At 58.0% G+C, this 18,060-nt stretch carries 15 protein-coding genes and 3 pseudogenes; 12 read left to right on the forward strand and 6 right to left on the reverse strand.

The window, feature by feature from the left end; genetic code table 11:
• Nucleotides 1–308 precede the first annotated feature (308 nt).
• The gene (locus tag ACQKRQ_RS34740; protein WP_427482035.1) at nucleotides 309–908 is read left to right on the forward strand and encodes an intradiol ring-cleavage dioxygenase; all 600 of its coding nucleotides are present in this window, start codon (nucleotides 309–311) and stop codon (nucleotides 906–908) included.
• Between the two features lie 375 nt (nucleotides 909–1,283).
• On the opposite strand, the gene ACQKRQ_RS34745 is transcribed toward ACQKRQ_RS34740, so the two are convergent.
• A complete protein-coding gene (locus ACQKRQ_RS34745; RefSeq protein WP_427482037.1) occupies nucleotides 1,284–2,231 on the reverse strand; it encodes a LysR family transcriptional regulator in 948 nt (315 codons plus the stop codon).
• A 146-nt stretch (nucleotides 2,232–2,377) separates the two neighbouring features.
• On the opposite strand from ACQKRQ_RS34745, the gene ACQKRQ_RS34750 reads away from it, so the two are divergent.
• From ACQKRQ_RS34750 to ACQKRQ_RS34785, 8 genes and pseudogenes are all read left to right on the forward strand, one after another.
• Nucleotides 2,378–3,886 carry a hypothetical protein gene (locus tag ACQKRQ_RS34750; RefSeq protein ID WP_427482039.1) on the forward strand — a complete coding sequence of 503 codons (1,509 nt, stop codon included), beginning with the start codon at nucleotides 2,378–2,380 and terminating at the stop codon, nucleotides 3,884–3,886.
• Nucleotides 3,883–4,248 (forward strand): Rieske (2Fe-2S) protein, encoded by a 366-nt coding sequence (locus tag ACQKRQ_RS34755; protein ID WP_132380096.1) that lies wholly within the window; start codon nucleotides 3,883–3,885, stop codon nucleotides 4,246–4,248. Before ACQKRQ_RS34750 ends, ACQKRQ_RS34755 begins: the two co-directional genes overlap by 4 nt.
• An 83-nt stretch (nucleotides 4,249–4,331) precedes the next feature.
• Nucleotides 4,332–4,511 (forward strand): annotated as a pseudogene (locus tag ACQKRQ_RS34760) (hypothetical protein); the annotation flags it as partial.
• The gene (locus ACQKRQ_RS34765; protein WP_132380093.1) at nucleotides 4,508–5,461 is read left to right on the forward strand and encodes a PDR/VanB family oxidoreductase; all 954 of its coding nucleotides are present in this window, start codon (nucleotides 4,508–4,510) and stop codon (nucleotides 5,459–5,461) included. The pseudogene ACQKRQ_RS34760 and the gene ACQKRQ_RS34765, both read left to right, overlap by 4 nt.
• Nucleotides 5,462–5,766: 305 nt before the next feature.
• Nucleotides 5,767–6,864, forward strand: a pseudogene (locus tag ACQKRQ_RS34770) (porin).
• A gap of 287 nt (nucleotides 6,865–7,151) precedes the next feature.
• A complete protein-coding gene (locus tag ACQKRQ_RS34775; RefSeq protein WP_427482041.1) occupies nucleotides 7,152–8,246 on the forward strand; it encodes a BMP family ABC transporter substrate-binding protein in 1,095 nt (364 codons plus the stop codon).
• A gap of 516 nt (nucleotides 8,247–8,762) precedes the next feature.
• The gene (locus ACQKRQ_RS34780) at nucleotides 8,763–9,347 is read left to right on the forward strand and encodes a DUF308 domain-containing protein (protein ID WP_342960633.1); all 585 of its coding nucleotides are present in this window, start codon (nucleotides 8,763–8,765) and stop codon (nucleotides 9,345–9,347) included.
• A gap of 213 nt (nucleotides 9,348–9,560) precedes the next feature.
• Complete coding sequence (locus tag ACQKRQ_RS34785) at nucleotides 9,561–11,006, forward strand: DEAD/DEAH box helicase (RefSeq protein WP_427482043.1); 1,446 nt, start codon at nucleotides 9,561–9,563, stop codon at nucleotides 11,004–11,006.
• A gap of 495 nt (nucleotides 11,007–11,501) precedes the next feature.
• Here the strand turns inward: ACQKRQ_RS34785 and ACQKRQ_RS34790 are convergent, their stop codons facing one another.
• A complete protein-coding gene (locus ACQKRQ_RS34790; protein WP_427482045.1) occupies nucleotides 11,502–12,575 on the reverse strand; it encodes a type II asparaginase in 1,074 nt (357 codons plus the stop codon).
• A 761-nt stretch (nucleotides 12,576–13,336) separates the two neighbouring features.
• Between ACQKRQ_RS34790 and ACQKRQ_RS34795 the strand changes: the two genes are divergently transcribed.
• Both ACQKRQ_RS34795 and ACQKRQ_RS34800 read left to right on the forward strand, forming a co-directional pair.
• The gene (locus tag ACQKRQ_RS34795; RefSeq protein WP_165923964.1) at nucleotides 13,337–13,501 is read left to right on the forward strand and encodes a hypothetical protein; all 165 of its coding nucleotides are present in this window, start codon (nucleotides 13,337–13,339) and stop codon (nucleotides 13,499–13,501) included.
• Between the two features lie 34 nt (nucleotides 13,502–13,535).
• The gene (locus ACQKRQ_RS34800) at nucleotides 13,536–13,745 is read left to right on the forward strand and encodes a hypothetical protein (RefSeq protein ID WP_427482047.1); all 210 of its coding nucleotides are present in this window, start codon (nucleotides 13,536–13,538) and stop codon (nucleotides 13,743–13,745) included.
• A 233-nt stretch (nucleotides 13,746–13,978) separates the two neighbouring features.
• Here the strand turns inward: ACQKRQ_RS34800 and ACQKRQ_RS34805 are convergent, their stop codons facing one another.
• On the reverse strand, nucleotides 13,979–14,146 hold the full coding sequence (locus tag ACQKRQ_RS34805; RefSeq protein ID WP_427482049.1) for a hypothetical protein: 168 nt from the start codon (nucleotides 14,144–14,146) through the stop codon (nucleotides 13,979–13,981).
• A gap of 190 nt (nucleotides 14,147–14,336) precedes the next feature.
• Here ACQKRQ_RS34805 and ACQKRQ_RS34810 point away from each other — a divergent pair.
• Nucleotides 14,337–14,533, forward strand: a pseudogene (locus ACQKRQ_RS34810) (IS3 family transposase); the annotation flags it as partial.
• A 33-nt stretch (nucleotides 14,534–14,566) separates the two neighbouring features.
• Here ACQKRQ_RS34810 and ACQKRQ_RS34815 read toward each other — a convergent pair.
• From ACQKRQ_RS34815 to ACQKRQ_RS34825, 3 genes are read right to left on the reverse strand one after another with little or no spacing between them, the layout of a single operon-like run.
• Nucleotides 14,567–15,253: an isochorismatase family protein gene (locus ACQKRQ_RS34815; RefSeq protein ID WP_427482051.1), complete on the reverse strand. Its 687-nt coding sequence runs from the start codon at nucleotides 15,251–15,253 to the stop codon at nucleotides 14,567–14,569.
• A gap of 45 nt (nucleotides 15,254–15,298) precedes the next feature.
• Nucleotides 15,299–16,645: an MFS transporter gene (locus tag ACQKRQ_RS34820; protein ID WP_427482053.1), complete on the reverse strand. Its 1,347-nt coding sequence runs from the start codon at nucleotides 16,643–16,645 to the stop codon at nucleotides 15,299–15,301.
• A gap of 39 nt (nucleotides 16,646–16,684) precedes the next feature.
• Entirely contained in the window at nucleotides 16,685–18,055 is a 1,371-nt protein-coding gene (locus ACQKRQ_RS34825; protein ID WP_427482055.1) for a dihydroorotase, read from the reverse strand.
• Nucleotides 18,056–18,060: the final 5 nt, after the last annotated feature.

The following is an 18,060-nucleotide window of genomic DNA, read 5'->3' on the forward strand; positions in this document are numbered from 1 at the left end:
GTACAAGACTAAGTTCCGCTCAGGGCCGAGAGTGCCTATTCGAATTGCCCGGAAGCGACCATTGTGGAGCGGCCGTGACGGCGATGGCATGAACGGCATGCAAAGCGCGCCGACGATCGGTCATTCGCCAGTTATGTCTCTTACGGCTCACCCGACCTGAAGTTTCGGCTTACCATGGTTGGCATAGGATGCCGGCTCCGGTTAGCCGCAACGGCGTCAGCACAGACGCTCGTCGGCTCGGCAGCGTGCGCGGCGCAGCGTGCCGATCGAGCGGGAAGCAAGGAGCGACCACGATGCGGACACGAAGTGTGAGCCAGGGACGGCGCGATTTTCTTCGCAGGTCGGGTGCGGTGCCGTCCACGTTGCTGCTGTTGGCCCTCGGAAAAGCGAACTATGGCCGGGCCGACGAAGTTTCAGCTACACCCGCCTGCACCGACGCACAAGAACCGACCCGGCAGCAAACGGCCGGTCCGTTCTTCCTGCCGCGTTCGCCGCAACGGGGATCGCTGCTCGAACCGGGCATCAATGGGACGAAGATCGTCCTGACCGGACGGGTGTGGTCGACACGATGCAGGGCGGTGTCTGGGGCTTTGCTCGATTTCTGGCACGCCAATGCCGCCGGCGAGTACGACGTCGAGGGGTTCCGGCTGCGTGGCCATCAATTCGCCGACAGCGAGGGACGCTACCGCCTTGAGACCATCGTGCCGGGGCTGTATCCGGGACGCACACGACACTTCCATGTGACGGTGCAGCCGCCCAACGGCCCAATCCTCACCACCCAACTATATTTTCCTGGCGAGCGACGCAATGCTCGCGATTCCCTCTTCGACGGCCGGTTGCTGATGACGATTCACGACGACGGCGAGCAAAAGACTGGCCGGTTCGATTTCGTGCTCGCGTTTACGTAGGGCAAGTCGTCGTGAAGCCGCGACTTGTTGAGAGTCGAGGTTGACTCCGTAGCGACGATGACAAAGAGCGGATAGCCCGGAGCTGCATGGGAGAACCGCTCCATCGGCAAAAGATGCGCTGGTTACGATACAAACACCCGCCGACGATACGGATCGCGAATACGGCAGTAGTCGGGCCAATAGCCGCCCCTCGTCTTCGTCGTCAAGCAGACATTCGAACGGCTGCTTGGCTCGGCGGATTCAAACAGCGGTCTGTCGTACCGAGGTTCCTTGTGCTCATCTGGGTCAACACAGATATGCGGCACAGTGTCCGACGGCCGCGCGATCAGGAATCAGTTCTAATAAAACAGTTCCCGATGCTGAGTTATGAGTTGCTCACTCTATCGTTCCCAATCTCTTCCGAGGATGAGCCACACGGTTACGCGGCATTTCCATGGTGGCTAATGCGGCTATGAAGTATTCCTGAAGTTTTGATGCAATCGGTGGAAGTTTACGTCCGCTTTGTTCAATGAGTAATAGACGTTCAGTCAACTTTTCCACGAGTGGCCGAAAGATAAGCTCGTTATTCCGAATCTCTCGTTCGATTCCAAGCCGGCTTTTGAACATGAGGCCGGCCCCGTCCCGCACTAACGCTTTCAACGTCTCCACCGAGTTACACATGATAAACGGTTCGAGGTCGATGTTCTGTTGCGACAGAGCGTCGTTGACGACGGACGTAACCGAGATAGAGGTTGTAGCAAAACAAATCGGATAGTGCGCGCAATCCACGACCCTGATCGATTTCTTTGAGGCCAATGGATGATCAGGGCGCATAACCACGCCTATCTCAAGTTCGGCCGAAGCGATGCGACGCACCCCCCGAGTTATCGGCGAATTAAACGAGACGCCAATATGGGCCTCGCCTGACGCAACGAGGGTTGGTATGGCAGCCGAGGGAGCAACGGTGATGGAAAAGGTGATGTGGGGATAACTCTTGCCGAATTCAGTGAGCACTGTTGAAAGTAGATCAATTGCCACCCCCTCAATGACCGCAATAGAGACCCGTCCTCGGCGCAGGCCTCGCAAATCCTCGATCTCGGATCTGGTGCGCTCCAGATCCTGCAGTGTCCGTCGGATATGTTGAGCCAGTATCTCGCCGGCGGCCGTCAAGCGTAAGCCAGATGCATGACGTTCGTAGATCGCCGTGCCGAGTTGCTCCTCTAGCAACAGTATCCGCCGGTCGATTGCGGAAGGGGTGACATGCAAGGACATCGCCGCTTTGCGGATCGAACCAGTGCGCGTGACTTCGTCAAGATATTTCAAGGCTCGGCTATGCAGGTGCATGGGGGGCTCCTTTCATGCAATGTGGCGTCCAGTCGGGATGGGTGTATACAAAAAGTGGACACCCGAGACTAAAAATTGCGCTTTTAATCGACACCGAGTCCGCCCAATATTGCCCTACCGAAGCTCAGATATACAAGGATTTCAATATGAAATCGGATACCTCGATCCTGCGGGGGGCACACGTCATAGACCCCAAGCAAGGAATCGACGCCGTTGTTGATGTTGTCGTCGCGAATCAGCGTATCGAATTCGTTGGTGATGCATCGCACGTTGATGGCGAAGTGCTTGATTTGACCGGCCATTATCTATCGCCTGGCTGGATTGACATTCACGTTCATACATACGGCACGCTTGGTTTTTCGGATCCCGACGCAATTGGTGTCTACCAGGGGGTTACCACCTTTGTGGATGCGGGAGGCGCAGGTATCGGTGTGCTCGACGAGTTCGTCGCAACAATGGATGGTCTCCATACGAGCCTTTACGCTGGTCCGTTCGTGCGTCCACTCGGGTTGATCGCGTTGAACTTCCTTGAGGGTGAGATACGTAGCTTGGGAAATATTCCCCTGTCCGAATGGGTGGATTTCATGAAGCAGAAGCGAGGCATGCTCCGCTATCTCAAATGCAACGCGATGGGCAACTATGGGCCAGGGTCGCTCAAGATCTCGAAGGGGCTGGCGCAGGTTCTTGGCGTACCCCTCTACATGCACATTGGGGAGTTTCAGCAGCACAAGGTCGAAGAGACTCTGGCTATGGAGGCTTTCCGGATTGCAGAGCCGGGTGACATGATTACGCATGTCTATCACGGAAACATGGGGAAGGTAGTCGACGACCACGGCAAAGTCCTCGATCTTGTCCGTCGAGCGCAGGACCGGGGCGTGCTTTTCGATGTTGGTTACGGTGGCTACAACTTTGCCTGGAAAGTGGCTGAGCAGGCGTTCAGTCAGGGATTACTGCCGGACACCATCAGCTCCGATCTGCAGCAGTTCAACGTTGTCACCCCGGTCAAGTCTCTGGCGAACGTGATGACGGCAATGATGATCTTGGGAATGGGCTTGTACGACGTGATCCCAAGAGTGACCGACCGAGCCGCGCGGGCTATCTCCTTGCAGGATGAGGCAGGTACTCTCGCTCCAGGTATGCCCGCGGATATCACGGTGTTCGACCTGGTCAAAGAGCCCCTTGTGGTAACCGACTGCATTCTGCATAAACGCACAGCTTCCGCGTATCTGAAACCTCTGATGGCGTTCAAACACGGGCAGCGTTTCGACTGTGACATGGAACGAGCAAAGAAAGAGAGTAACTGGCTGGTTCAGTACTCTGACGAAAAGGTTCCACAAAGGGCGAAGTGGCTAACTGCTCCACAGAAACAATTTCTGAGTGATCTGGTCGATGCGCTTGCTCACGTGGAGTGGAGTATCAAACCAGAGGAAGAATTCGATTACGACAAAGCATTGGAGCTACAGCGAATCTTCCATTTGGTTAGGAAACGCCACGTTTTGACGCTCAAGGCCTGTTTGGATTCACTCTATTCCAGTTTCACCGATCACCAATTCCCGATACAGGCTGGGCTATTCATCATGTGTCAAGAGCGCGACTTCTTCTTCTCGCGTATTCGCGAGATCCTTGCCAACCAAGCTTCTGCTGAGATCCTGTGAACTGCGAGCAAGCACATAGTGCTGATGCTGAATGGGCTATAGCATCACCGGTACCAATTGGTGACCTCAAGTTTCCGCTGCGCGTGAAGATCGGTGATGAGACGATCGTGATTCACCGGACCAAGGCCGGTTTCCGGGCGGTGGATAGAGGTTGCCCACACCAGGGCGCTTCTTGGACGCAGGGGGACCTCATTATGAACGAATCTATGATCAAGTGTCCACTCCATGCCTTTACTTTCCGACTCTCCGATGGAAAAGGCGTGAACTGTCCTGGATTTCGGATCAAGGTTTTTGATGTGAGGGAAACCGACGGACTGCTCTATGTTCGAATCCCGAAAAAGGTTGTCGTGAAGGATGCTTAATCGATTTGATTGCATCTTGCTGCGGGAAATTGGCCTCGTGATCGATCTTTTTCGCTTATTCCGATAAGCGCGGAGCGAACCACGTCGAGCATCCACATGCCTGGTTGCATAACTTCCACCGCCTGCGTATTCGCTTTGAACATCGTGCGGACATTCACGATGCGTTCCCCAAACTGGACTGTTGCTTGATCTGCGGAACATTCTTCAGCGAACTCAACAGCGTTTATAAAACCGTCTCTTACTACACGTTTCTTTTGCCATGAACGTTGTCGTCTCCCGTATTGAGGATGTCGCTGTCGACATCCGCGCGTTCGAATTCATGCCGCTCGACGGACAATCATTGCCCGGTTACGAAGCGGGCGCGCATATTGACATCCGTCTGCCGGGCGTAGTCCGTCAGTACTCGCTATGCGGCCGTCGAGAAGCCACTGGCGCTTATATGGTCGCGGTTCAGCGCGATGCCGCGTCGCGAGGCGGATCAATCGCGATGCATGCGCTAAGGGTTGGCGACGTGCTGCGCATTGAAGGTCCACGCAATCACTTTCCGCTCGAGGCGGCCGCTACGGAGTCGATCCTGTTCGCCGGTGGTATTGGCATCACGCCGCTGCTCGCGATGGCCGAACATCTTGCCGCGCTGAACTCATCGTTCGAGCTTCACTATTGTGTGCGGGAGCGCTCGCGTGCCGCGTTTCGTGACCGGCTGGATTCGCCGGCGTTGCGCGAGCGTTCATTTCTGCATGTCGACGCGGAGCGGGGAAGCCCGGCGCTCGATGCGGCGCTTGCGATGGGTGCGCCCGCGCCGGGAAAGCATCTGTATGTCTGCGGCCCGGGCGGGTTCATGACCCATGTGCTGACTACCGCGCAACAGGCGAGATGGGACGACGCGCATCTTCACCGCGAATATTTCAGTGCGCCAGCGCAAGCGTCCGACGCCGCTTCGCCGCACGACGCGTTCAATGTGCGGCTCGCGAAAAGTGGTCGTGTCATTCCGGTCAGCGCGTCCCAGACGGTCATCGAGGCACTTGCCGCGCATGGGGTCCGCGTCGAAACGTCGTGCGAGCAGGGAGTTTGCGGTACCTGCCTGACACGCGTGCTCGAGGGCGAGCCCGATCACCGCGACGTGTACCTCACGGAAGCGGAGCGGGCAGGAAACGAGCAGTTTCTGCCGTGTTGTTCGCGCTCGCGCACGCCGGAGTTGCTGCTCGATCTGTAAGCGGCTGCGCGCTCCAGCACGCGGGAGATGTCGTCTTGCTCGACCTTCGAGCGCCTCCTCTCGTCGGCCAACGGCTGATGAAGCGCCGTCTGCTGTCGCACGCCTAACGCCTGCTGCTCGCGCAGTTGTTTGGTCGCGGCACCCGCCTCGGCAACGAACCGCGCGTTGTCCTTGTTCAATTGACTGATCGATGATGGGCGCTCCTCCTGCGGCCCCCCCGGAAGCTACTCAAAGAACAGCGCGGCGAGGCGAAGTCCCTTGCCGGCCACAGTTATATTTTTTTCGACAAAATTACTGGAGAATCCATGAAGCCTCTCGTCCAAAGTACGCTAAAAACCGCAGTCAAATTCACAGCCCTCGCTAGCATATTCGGGTTGTTGGTCACAAATTCAGCACATGCGCAATCAAGCGTGCGACTGTATGGTTTGGTCGACGAATGGGTTGGCGAGCAGAAATTCCCGGACGGCAAGGGTGCAGCGGTGGTGTCGGGCGGTGGTATGGCCACCTCTTACTGGGGTTTGGGTGGAGTGGAGGATCTGGGCAACGGCTACAAGGCGATCTTCGCTTTGGAAGGCTTCTTCCGGGCTCAGAACGGCGCGTACGGCAGCTTCACGGGCGACACGTTCTTTTCGCGTAACGCGTAAGTCGGTATCGCATCGCCGTACGGTATCGTCACGGCCGGACGTCTGACGACACCGCTATACGTCTCGACGATCCAGTTCAACCCGTTCGTCAACTCGTACACGTTCTCGCCGATGGTCAAGCATACGTACCTCGGCCTCGGCTCCTTTCCGACGTACACCACCGACATGGGCGTGGTCGGCGGCTCGGACTGGAACAACGCGGTGGAATATTCGTCGCCGAACTTCAATGGCTTGAGCGCCAACGTGGTGTATGCCCTCGGCAATACGGCGGACGAGAACGGGGCGAAGAAGTGGAGCGCTCAGTTCCTCTACTTCCATGGTGCGTTCGCGGCAACCGGCGTGTATCAGTACGTGAACTTCAACGGCGCCCCGGGCGACCTGACCAGCCTCGCGCAGAGCGTCGGGCTCGCGGGCATGAAGAGCCAGAGCGTGGCTCAACTGGGTGCGACCTATGACCTGAAGTACGTCAGGTTCTTCGGTCAGTACATGTACACCGACAACGCGCAGGACACCGGCAGCTGGCACGTGAACACCGCACAGGGCGGCCTCACGGTTCCGGCGGGCCTGGGCTGGATCATGGCGTCGTTCGCGTACTCGCGCGACGGCGGCGGTCTGGACCAGACCCGTCAGACGACGTCAATCGGCTATGACTATCCGCTATCCAAGCGCACCGACGTCTACGCGGCTTACATGTACGACCACCTCAGCAACCAGACTTCGGGCGACACGTACGGCGTAGGTATCCGCACGAAGTTCTGAATCTCACAGAACGACTTCTGCAATCGGCTTCTCGTGTGCGTGCGTCGAATGTCCGTACCGACTGACAGCGAGGGGCCGTCTTCGAACTAGGTACCGGATGAATCAAGTTTGCGAACATGGATGGTCGATCGGGCATATCCAGCGCCGCCGCCTCGAGCAGCTGTCAAATCGCTGTGATGTGCAGCACAACGCCACGCAGACGGCAGCTCCGATGCTTGTGGCCAACCGATTTCCCCCCAAATTTTTCACAACAACGTAGAAACACCGTACAGGACTGGAGAATCACGATGAAGATAACATGGCTGAATGCGCCACGAGTCACCCGTTTAGCACTTGTGCTGTCAGCAGCGATTGGTGCATCAGGCGCTTCGGCAACCGACGCCCCCGGCGTCGCGTTTGTCTACCTTGGCAACCCGGGAGACGCCGGCTGGACCTACGGGCATGACCAAGGTTCGAAGGAAGTCGAAGCGAAGTTCGGCCACAAGATCAAGATCACACGCGTGGAGAACGTGCCGGAATCGGCCGACTCCGAGCGCGTGTTCCGCGATCTGGCGAACAAGGGCAACAAGATCATTATCGGGTCGACCTTCGGCTTCCAGGATTTCGAACTGAAGGTTGCGAAGGATTTCCCGGACACGGTGTTCCTGCACGCAACCGGCTACAAGAAAGCGCCGAACTTCGGCACCTATGCCGTGCGGATGTATCAGGGAGCGTACCTCGCGGGCGTCGCCGCAGGCTACGTGACGAAGACCAATACGCTCGGCTTTGTCGCGTCGGTGCCGATTCCCGAAGTGGTCCGCAACATCAACGCGTACACACTCGGCGCGCGCTCGGTGAATCCGAAGATCCATACCAAGGTCATCTGGATCAATAGCTGGTTCGATCCGGGCAAGGAAAAGCAGGCGGCGGAAACGCTGATCGGCCAGGGCGCCGACGTGCTGCTGCAGAACACTGATTCGAGCGCCACGCTCGCAACCGCTTCGGAAAAGCACGTGCATGCGTTCGGCTGGGATTCGGACATGAAGAAATTCGGGCCCGACGCGCACCTCGGTTCGGTGGTCGCGCATTGGGGCGTGTACTACACCGCGGCGATCCAGCAGGTGCTGGACGGCAAGTGGAAGAACGATCCGGTGTGGTGGGGCATTCCGCAGAAAGGGGTCAGCCTGGATGACCTGAACACGTCGGCGCTTCCGGCCAATGCGCTGAAGGACGTGGCGACAAAGCGCGACCAGATCGCGAGCGGCAAGTGGGATGTCTTCAGCGGTCCGATCAAGGATCAGGCGGACGAAGTGAAGGTGCCGGCCGGCAAGACGCTCAGTGATACAGACCTTCAACGCATCAACTGGTACGTCGATGGCGTCGACGGCTCACTGCCGAAATAGACGTTGGAGTTTCGGGACTGCTTAGGCCATCCCGGCGCTTCCTGCTGATTGTCTGAATCGTCGCGATGTCCGGTCGCGGGGCCACCGTTGCACGGATCGTCGCATAGGCACTGGTCGATGAGCGCCGTCATTGCGGCATCGGATGATCGGCGCGTAGCCGCTGCATGACGCTGCTCTGACCGCAAGGGAAGTAGCGTGGTCGAGACGCTCAAAAGGGCCCCCTTTTAACTGACCGGTGAAGGCTCGGGCGGCCGAACAACCAGGGCAAGCCACTGCGGACTCCGACGCGGCCGCCGAGCCTGGCGACGATTCGGAGCCGATGGAGCACGCCGAACTCGGCGTACGCCTATCGGTCGTTTGACCGATGCCATCAAGACAGGCCGAATGCCATGATCTCTACCAACACAGGATTCTTGTCGCGATGACGCTGGCGCGATCCTGCCGACAGTTCATCGCGACAAGAGCCTGGCGCGTCGTTCAAGGCGACGCGGTCAACAAAATTTTGAAGGAGTTCCAATGGCTGATCATCTTTCAGATACCACCCGCCTTCAGGGTGAGCAGTGGCTCAAACACTATTATTTTATCCGTGCCGCATTTTCTGTCGTGTGGGTCGCGCTCGCGTTCGCCATCGGGCAGCATGCCACGGCGATCGGAGCAGCACTGCTCATCGTCTATCCCGTATGGGATGCGCTGGCTAACTATGTCGACATGTCGCGTAGCGGTGGGATGCGCGAAAACCCTACTCAGGCTTTCAATGTCTTCGCTAGCGCGGTGATAGCGATTGCGGTGATTGTGGTATTGAGCGTCAACACAAGCCTGGTCCTTGATGTATTCGGAGTCTGGGCCATTCTGTCCGGATTGCTTCAGCTCGCCACCGCCGTTCGCCGCTGGAAGCGCTTTGGTGCGCAATGGGCAATGATTTTGAGCGGGGGCCAATCGGCGCTGGCGGGCGCGTTTTTTATCGCGCAGGCCCATGCATCAGTGCCTCCGGCGATTGTCAAAGTGGCCGGCTACGCAGGTGTCGGCGCGATCTATTTTCTTGTCTCCGCGTTGTGGCTATCGGCCGGCCAACTGCGGCGCAAGTTTGCATCGACGCATTGAATGACCGGATTATCGTGGCCGTATTTTCGCAGGTGCTGCGATTTGGCGACCACTACAAGGTCAACGCTGGCATAAGTCGACTTCGGCCGGTGCAACCCCTGCACTTTCAGACTACCCGCCAAAGACAACACCCAGAAAATCCCAGGCGTTAGACTTTCAGCACAGGCTGTAACCGTAACCGCTAGAATTGCGGCTTTAGCCCGGAATACGCCAATGTCTTTTGCCTCGCTTGGCCTGATCGATCCCTTGCTGCGTAATGTGCAGGACCTCAATTACCAGACACCTACGCCGGTGCAGGTCAAGGCGATTCCTGCTGTGCTCAGTGGCAAGGACGTCATGGCTGCCGCACAGACCGGCACTGGCAAAACGGCGGGTTTTGCGCTGCCGCTGTTGCAACGGCTGGTGCAGCACGGCCCCTCGGTGTCCAGCAACCGCGCGCGTGTTCTGGTGCTGGTGCCCACGCGTGAACTGGCCGAACAGGTGCTGCAAAGCTTTATCGCTTACGGCAAAGGCCTCGACTTACGGTTTCTGGCCGCCTACGGCGGTGTGAGTATCAACCCGCAGATGATGAAGTTGCGCAAAGGCGTGGATGTGCTCGTTGCCACGCCGGGGCGTTTGCTAGATCTCAATCGCCAGAACGCAGTGCAGTTTGATCAAGTCCAAGCGCTGGTGCTGGATGAAGCCGACCGCATGCTGGATCTGGGCTTTGCGCGCGAACTCAACGCCGTCTTTGCTGCGTTGCCCGCTCAGCGCCAGACCCTGCTGTTCTCTGCCACGTTTACGGATGATATCCGCGCCATGGCGGCCGGCATTCTGCGCGGCCCGGTCAATATCAGCGTCAGCCCACCCAATGCCACGGCCGGCAAGATCAAGCAGTGGGTGGTGCCGGTGGATAAAAAGAACAAGCCTGACCTCTTCATGCACCTTGTGGCTGAGAACAACTGGGAGCACGCGCTGGTGTTCGTCAAAACCCGCAATGGCGTGGATTACCTGGCGGCCATGCTGGATGAAGCGGGCTATGCGGTCGACACCATCCACGGCGACAAACCGCAACCCGCGCGCCTGCGTGCGCTGGAGCGCTTCAAGACGGGCGAAGTACATATGCTGGTAGCCACCGATGTGGCTGCGCGCGGGCTGGATATCGACGACCTGCCGCTGGTGATCAACGTTGATCTGCCGATCGTGGCGCAAGACTATGTGCACCGTGTTGGCCGTACCGGCCGCGCGGGCGCCAGCGGCGCGGCGGTGTCCCTTGTGTGTGCCGATGAAGCGCCGCAACTGGCCGCGATTGAAGCGCTGATCCGGCAAACGCTGCGCCGTGAAGAAGTGCCGGGTTTTGAAGCCGAACACCGCGTGCCGCAAACTAGCGCGACGGGCCAGATCATCAAGAAACCCAAAAAACCTAAGAAACCGAAAGTGCAGCAAGCTACGCCGGGTGCAGTGCAGGTGCTCAGCAAAAAACCGCGACCGCAAAGTGGCGAAAACAAACGCAAGCCTGCGGCGCAGCGCGCTGTGGCCGCGGGTAAAGGCGCAAGCTTGTCGAGCGGCAACCCATTCAGCGTGCAAAAGCCACGCAGCAAACCCGCCAGCAAGCCAACTGCAGATTCACGCAAGCCGGCTGGCAAACCCGCTGGTGGCCGCGGCAAACGCCAACCCTGATCCGTGGGGATGAGTAACGCCAGGCCCTGGAACAGGCTGGCGGTTTGCGGCCCGCTGGCGGGCAGTGGCGCGGCTGCGGCGTGCATCAGGTCGGCGGGTAACGGCGCACTGAATCCCGGATCGATAACAACTTCGGGGCCGAACGGACGTTGAAATCGCGCGCAGCGAGCGTTCGATCGAGGTCGTCTCGGGTGAATGTGTCTGAACGCTCTCTTCACCAGCGAGATGGAACTCAACGGGTCAAGCACAATGGTCCAGAGGACGATGGCGCTTTGCCACGACGCACTCTGAACACGTTTCGAGTTCAAGCTCGTAGCAACTGCTTTCAAGTCGCGGGCAACAGCGACTGCGCTTGCTCCGCGCCGAAATCTCTACATATCACGTTGGGAAAAGCGGCCGCAGTTGGACATCTCCTTTGGGGGCCTTGGAGGCTACGTTTAATAGACGAAGCGCGCGGCGATGACTGGCGTCAGCGTCGCCGCGCTGGTCGCACGTTTAGAACTGTTGGAACATGTCCTGCACGCGAGCAGGGTCGTTCGTCACCGTCAGCGCGAGCATCAGGAGAACGCGAGCTTTTTGCGGGTTGAGGTTGTCGCCGAGAAGACCGATATAAGCCGAGTCTTCGGGGACATAGCCACTGCCGGTTCGCGAGGAGCGGACCACGATGACCCCTTTATCTACAGCCTTCCTGATAGACGGCAGCGTGAGAAGAGATTCGCTACCCGCGCCGACGCCCGCTACGACGATGCCGCGAGCGCCGTGAGCCACCGCAGCGTCATACATGTACCCCCCGTCGTTCTGGTGCCCATAGACGATGTCGACTTCCGGCAGAGAATCCAACTTCGAGACGTCGAACGGAGTCTGCGTTGTTTGCAGCTTGGCTACAGCTGTTTCGAAGTGCGGCACCTGGTCAATCAACGTGCCGATAAAGCCATCGTCCGAACTCTTGAACGTGTCGAGCGTGTTCGCGTTCGTCTTCGTCGTATATCGAGCCGAGCCGATGCGGTCGTTGAGGACAATTAGTACGCCACGTCCTCTCGCAGTTGGGGAGGCGGCAACCGTTACGGCTTGAAGGATATTGCTGGGACCGTCGGCGCTAATTGCTGTCGACGGGCGCATCGAGCCAGTGAGGACCACCGGCTTGTCACTTTTCACCACCAGGTTGAGGAAGTAGGCCGTTTCTTCGAGCGTATCCGTTCCATGCGTGATGACCACGCCAGCGATGTCAGGTTGAGCAAGAAGTGTATTTACCCGCTTGGCCAGCTTCAGCAAAATTTCATTAGTGATGTTCTCGCTGCCGACGTTCGACACCTGCTCGCCAGACACCCGCGCCACTTTTCCAAGCGACGGAACGGACTTCAATAGAACGTCCGCAGTGAGGACGCCGGACTTGTAGCCGGTGGTTTGCGTTTCGCTCGCGCCGGTTCCAGCGATAGTGCCACCCGTCGCCAGCACGACGACATGCGGCAGCGTCGTCTGTGTTTGATTTTGAACTTGCGCTAACGCCGTTCCTGACGAAATAAAGCCGAATACCAAGGCCGAACAGAAAAGATTCCTGTACTTGCTCATCTGAGCACTTATGTCTCGCACCATGGACTCCAGATTCAAAGTGTAAATGTTGCCTGCGCCTCCGCGGATGACGCGGGAGAGGATAATCGGACCCTGGGGACTGCCGGCATTACCACCTCTGGGGACACCGGAACTCGATTAGTTATCGGTCCAATGGCAAGAGTTTAGTGACCAACAGAACAAAGCCAATCGGGGTTTCCTGATTATTAAAAAACTTGATACTGCGCTACGGATAAGCTGACAGTGGGCTTTTCATCGGGGAATTTCGGTTGCGAGAATTTTTTTGAGGAGACGTGCGTAGAGGACAAACTCGATATGAACCGCGGTCTTCCAGGGCCGAAAACCATAACCCGCTATTGACTCCGTCTTCGACGGCGGTCGCCGCGTTCGCGCTCCTGCTGGCGCTTCGCCAAGAACAACTTTGCGTCTCTTGAGAGTACGCGCACGATGGCGTTGGAGTTTGGTCGTGGGTTGAATTGGACGTGACGCCACTGGCAGCGGCTTCGTACGGCGACAGTTTCCGTGGACTGGACAGCGACGTGTTACGTGGCCCTGGCAGAGAACATCCCAAGGATTTCAACGACTTCCACCAACAGCAGTATCTGCTCGCCGTCTCTATTGTTGTCGTTTTGAAAACTGTGAATTCACCGTGGCTGCGTTGATGTCCAGTGCATAGTGCTTAAAATGAATTGTGTGGGCAAACGGCTCGCGCGCATCACAGTGGTAACAGAATCGCATGATTCAACGATGTGGAGCATCAGATGGACATCCTTGACCTGGCTCGGAAATCGGGCATGACAGTGGTTCTTGACGCGAAGATTGGGCGTCAGGAGTACCGCACAGTGCACGGCTCAGTCGCGGCGCTTGAGCGCTTCGCCGAGCTTCTCGCCGCGTCCATGCACGATGAGCTGGCGGAGCAGGATTGATACGCGTTGACAGCAACCTCAAACAGGAATCGCAATGAACTACGACTCATCGAAATCCAGAAACATCGGCCGCGCCGAGCGCACGAACGACAATTACGACGGAGCTTCGCCCTCCGAAGAGGTCGCACAGGCGGTCGGCAAAAAAAGTGAGACAGCAAGGAACTGGGCGTGGGCGCACAGCAACGAATCGTACGATTGGATGGACTCTCATAGTCTCTTCAACACCCGGGACTCGATTCATTGACGATTTACCAGGGGCAACGATTTTGCGCGATCGCAGCGTTGAACTGTATCGATCTTTGAAGTTGGCTGAACCCATCTGGAGCAATCCGCTCGACCGCCTTTGCCCTTGCCATGCCAGACCAACCACTTCGCGCGCGTGATTTCGGTCTCCACTGACTCCCGGTCCATCGAGTCAATCATCTTGCCGCCGAACACGGAACGCTGCGCCGCCTGGAACTTCATCGCAATGTGGCATCAGTCGACGATCCGGCCGCGAGCCGGTTGACTGCCCTCGACCGTCTTTGCAAATTCACCAGCGTCGTCGCTGATCACGGTCACGCGTGCATCGCTCGCCATACCGTTCCAGCTGAGGAACTGATCGAGTCGCGCTGCAGCCGAGGTAACCTCCCTGTGCGCAATCACAGCCAGAACTCCGTCACCTTCGTCGCCCGTATCATTGTCTCCGTCGGCCAACCTTGCTTCGATGATCGACCGCGCGGCTTGCTCCCACGGTTGCGAGACCGATAAGCCTACTCCAGACGAAACCAATGCCGCTGTCGGAAGCAGAAACGGTCCTCCGCGGGAGCCTCCCCAATTTTTGCACGCTCTCCTTTACGACCACGCGCCGGTGGAAAGCTTCTGGGGCTCGCCCAAGACCGACCTCGTGCATCGCGAGCGTTTCGCCACGCGCCAGGACGCCCGCGACGCGATCATCAAATATACAACCGGCAGCGCAAACAGGCTCGTCTGGGCTACCTGTCCCCTGCCGCCTTAACGCAGCCGTTCTTCAAAAATCAACCCGCTGCTTAACCGGTTGGCCTCCGCCATTGACGACCGACCTCACTAATCCCGCGGTGCAATGTCAGCGAGGCGGGTCAGTAGATCGGACGTTGTGCCCACGTCAGCATATTTTTCGGACATGTCGAACAGGTTCACCGCATGTGAAGTCTGGCTACGGTCATACACGCAGTCTTGCGGGACGAACACTCGAAAGTTCAGCGAAAACGCGTCGACAACGCTTCCCCGCACGCATCCACTCGTGGTGCAGCCCGTCACGATCAAAGTATCAGCCTGTGCGTCGATCAGATGGCTGGCGAGCGCGGTCCCAAAAAACGCGCTCGGATGTTTTTTTGGCAGCAGAACGTCGCCTTCGCGCGGCGCAACCTCTTCGACGAAATCGTAGCCCCGAGCGGGAATGTTCATTATTGACGGGACTTTTTCTGCCAGCCGTCCGCCCTCTGTGGACTTTTTGGGCGCGACATGCGGGTACAGTACGGGCCAGTTTTTCGCCCGGAACACTTCGAGCAACTCTGCAATGTGGTCCACCGCGGCCCAACCCACGTCCCCGCAACTCGTCGGGAATTCCTTGATCGCTTCCCAGAAGGGCTGACGTTTGGTGCCTACAGTTCGGTACTGTACGTCAATGATCAGCAAGGCGGGACGCTTGCCCAGGCCGGACGGACGCCCGAAACCGGCAGCACGGTATTTTCGCTGCTCGTCATCCGAGATGATGTTTTCCCAAGGTTTCATGCAAATGCTCTCCGTATTCTCCATGGTTCAAGTAGGGCCAGCACGTCACGGCTTAAGCGCCGATCCTGCGGTTTCTTTAAGCGTGAAGGCTGAGAAAAGCGTCACAACGGCCGTGCCGATAAGAAAATAGGCTGGGGCGATCGACGAACCCGTCACCGATACGAGCCACGTGCAAATGAGCGGCGCAGTTCCGCCCGCGACGACACCGCCGATGTTGAATCCCAACGCAACGCCGGTATAGCGGACGCGGGTCGGAAACAGCTCGGCCATCGTTGAAAACGCGACGCCCATCAGGGCCGATTCAATCAGACCCAGTACAATCTGCATGCCAACGGCAGTCAAGCCGCCCGCATTCATCAAGTTGAAGCACGGTACCGCGAGCACCAGTGCGGCCAGGCTCGACACGACGAAGACTGGCCTGCGCCCTACCCTGTCTGACAGCGCACCAAACAGTGGCATGCAAACGACAGAGACGGCCAACGTCAGCGTCGTAGACCAGAAAGCAAGCTTCGAACTCACTCCGACCACGCGCTGCAAGTGGATGTTCACGTACACGTATGCGATGTAGTAAAGCGAGAACAGCAGGATCGATAGCCCTATGCTTTTGGCAAGGGGGCCGCTATGAGACCGGAGCAGTTCGATAATCGGCGCGGATTCGGTCCTGTCGCTCTCAGACAGCGCCTGAAACGATTTGGCCTCAGTGAGTCGCGAACGAATCCAAAGTCCGATCACACCAATCGGGATCGCCACCAGGAAAGGGACCCGCCATCCCCACGTGGTCATATCAGCTTTCGAAAGAGTCTGGTTCAATGTGGCAACGACAATCGAGGCCAGCAGAATGCCCGCAAGCGCGCCGGTCTGAGTCGTCGAACACAGAAGTCCCCGCCGATGTGCAGGTGAATGCTCCGCGACAAACGCGATTGCGCCGCCCAACTCGCCGCCCGCAGCAATGCCCTGCATGCATCGCGCAAGAACTAACAGGGCACTTGCGCCTACGCCAATCGCCGCATAGGTGGGAAGAAAACCAATCAGTCCACTTGCCACAGACATCAACAACACGGTCGCGGCGAGTGCGTTCTTTCTGCCGAAGCGATCACCAAAATGACTGAATACCAATCCGCCAACCGGTCTCAGCACAAACGCAATCGCGAAAGCTGCCAGTGTGTTCAAGATTGCGGAGGTAGGATTGCCGGAAGAGAAGAACTGGGTAGCGAGGATCACTGCGACGTAGCCATACACGCCAAAGTCGAAGTACTCCACGATCGAGCCCACCGCGCCCGCGACAACAATACGCGGGGAAATTCGCGCTGGAAAAGGCGCATCCAATTCGGACGTGCGATCGATGTCCAGTGCGGGCAGGCTTTGAGCGCCAAGACTTGCTTGTGTCTCCATGATTCTTTTCCTTGCAAGCATTCGTTACGATGAAGTTGCTTAACGCGACGTCAACGGACGCGACAGGTAGCGCCCATACCCGGGCTTTCCAACGGTCTCGCCGTCCAGCATGATCGTCTCTCCACGCACAATCGTGCGCACGGGCCAGCCTTTCAGCGACCAGCCGTCATAGAGGCTGTAGTCCGAGTACGAACCGAGCTCTTCTGCTCGCACCACTCGACTGAGGTTGAGATCGACGAACGTCAAATCAGCGTCGGCGCCCACCGACAGTGAGCCTTTCGCCGACGCCATGCCGAAGATTTGCGACGGAGCTTCAGTCAGTACCTCGGCTATTCGTGACAAACTCAGCCGGCCCTTGTGGTAACCCTCGCTGAGCAGCACCGGCAAAATTGTCGCCGTACCGGGGAACCCTTGCGAGGCAAGCCAGAAAGGACGCTCCTTGGTGGCTTTCTTGCGCGGCACATGGTCGGAGGCGACGACGTCTATGCTGCCGTCCTGCAGGCCTTCCCACATCGCCGCCACGTCGTCCTTGCTGCGAAACGGCGGGTTCGCGCGACCCAATGAGCCCAACTGCGAATCTTCATCGTGCGTCAGATAGTGCGGGCACGTCTCGACATATACATGTGGATAGCGCTCACGCCAACGACGCACTTCATCAAGCGCCATACGCGTGCTCAAATGCGGGATATAGATGTGCGCGCCGAAATGCTCGGCAAAATACATCGCACGGATGCAACTCTCGGCCTCGGTGAAAGGTGGCTTGACGGACGCCCAATCCTTGAGCGTCGGTGCGTCGAGATCCTTCATCGCCGTACGCAGACGGTTGACGATCTCGATGTTCTCGGTATGGCACACGACCTTTACCCCGTCCATACAGCCCGCCGTCCTGAGCAAATTGAACAGATACCCGTCGTCCGTTCCGTCGAGACCGAGATAGCGTCCTTCCTCGGCCTTGAAGTTCATGAAGTACTTGAACGACGTCACGCCGTAGTCGCGCACGTAGGCCGCCATGTCGCGCACGTGTTCTTCGTTCGCGACACTGAAGTGAAATCCGTAGTCAATATGCGCGCGAGCCCGTGCGTATTCCTGTTCGCGCTCGAAAACTGCGCCGTACGCTTCGTTGTTGAGGAAGTAGCCGAGAATCGACGTAAAGCCGCCTTGTGCGGCATACGCGGTCTCCGTCGAATACTCGGTGATCTTCTCGCCGAATCCGAAATGGACATGTGCGTCGATCAGGCCCGGGAAGATATGCAGGCCCTGTGCCTCTATGACAGAGATCGACGCATCCACCGGTGTTCCCGGCAAGAACCGGCCGGCAATCTTGCCGTCCCGGATCAGCAGGTCGAGCGGTGCCGGGTCCTTTCCCGCCTCGACGATCTGCGCATGGCGCACGACGAATTCCTTACTCATCTTGA

It is taken from the genome of Paraburkholderia sp. NPDC080076, from assembly GCF_050281145.1.
GTDB lineage: Bacteria > Pseudomonadota > Gammaproteobacteria > Burkholderiales > Burkholderiaceae > Paraburkholderia.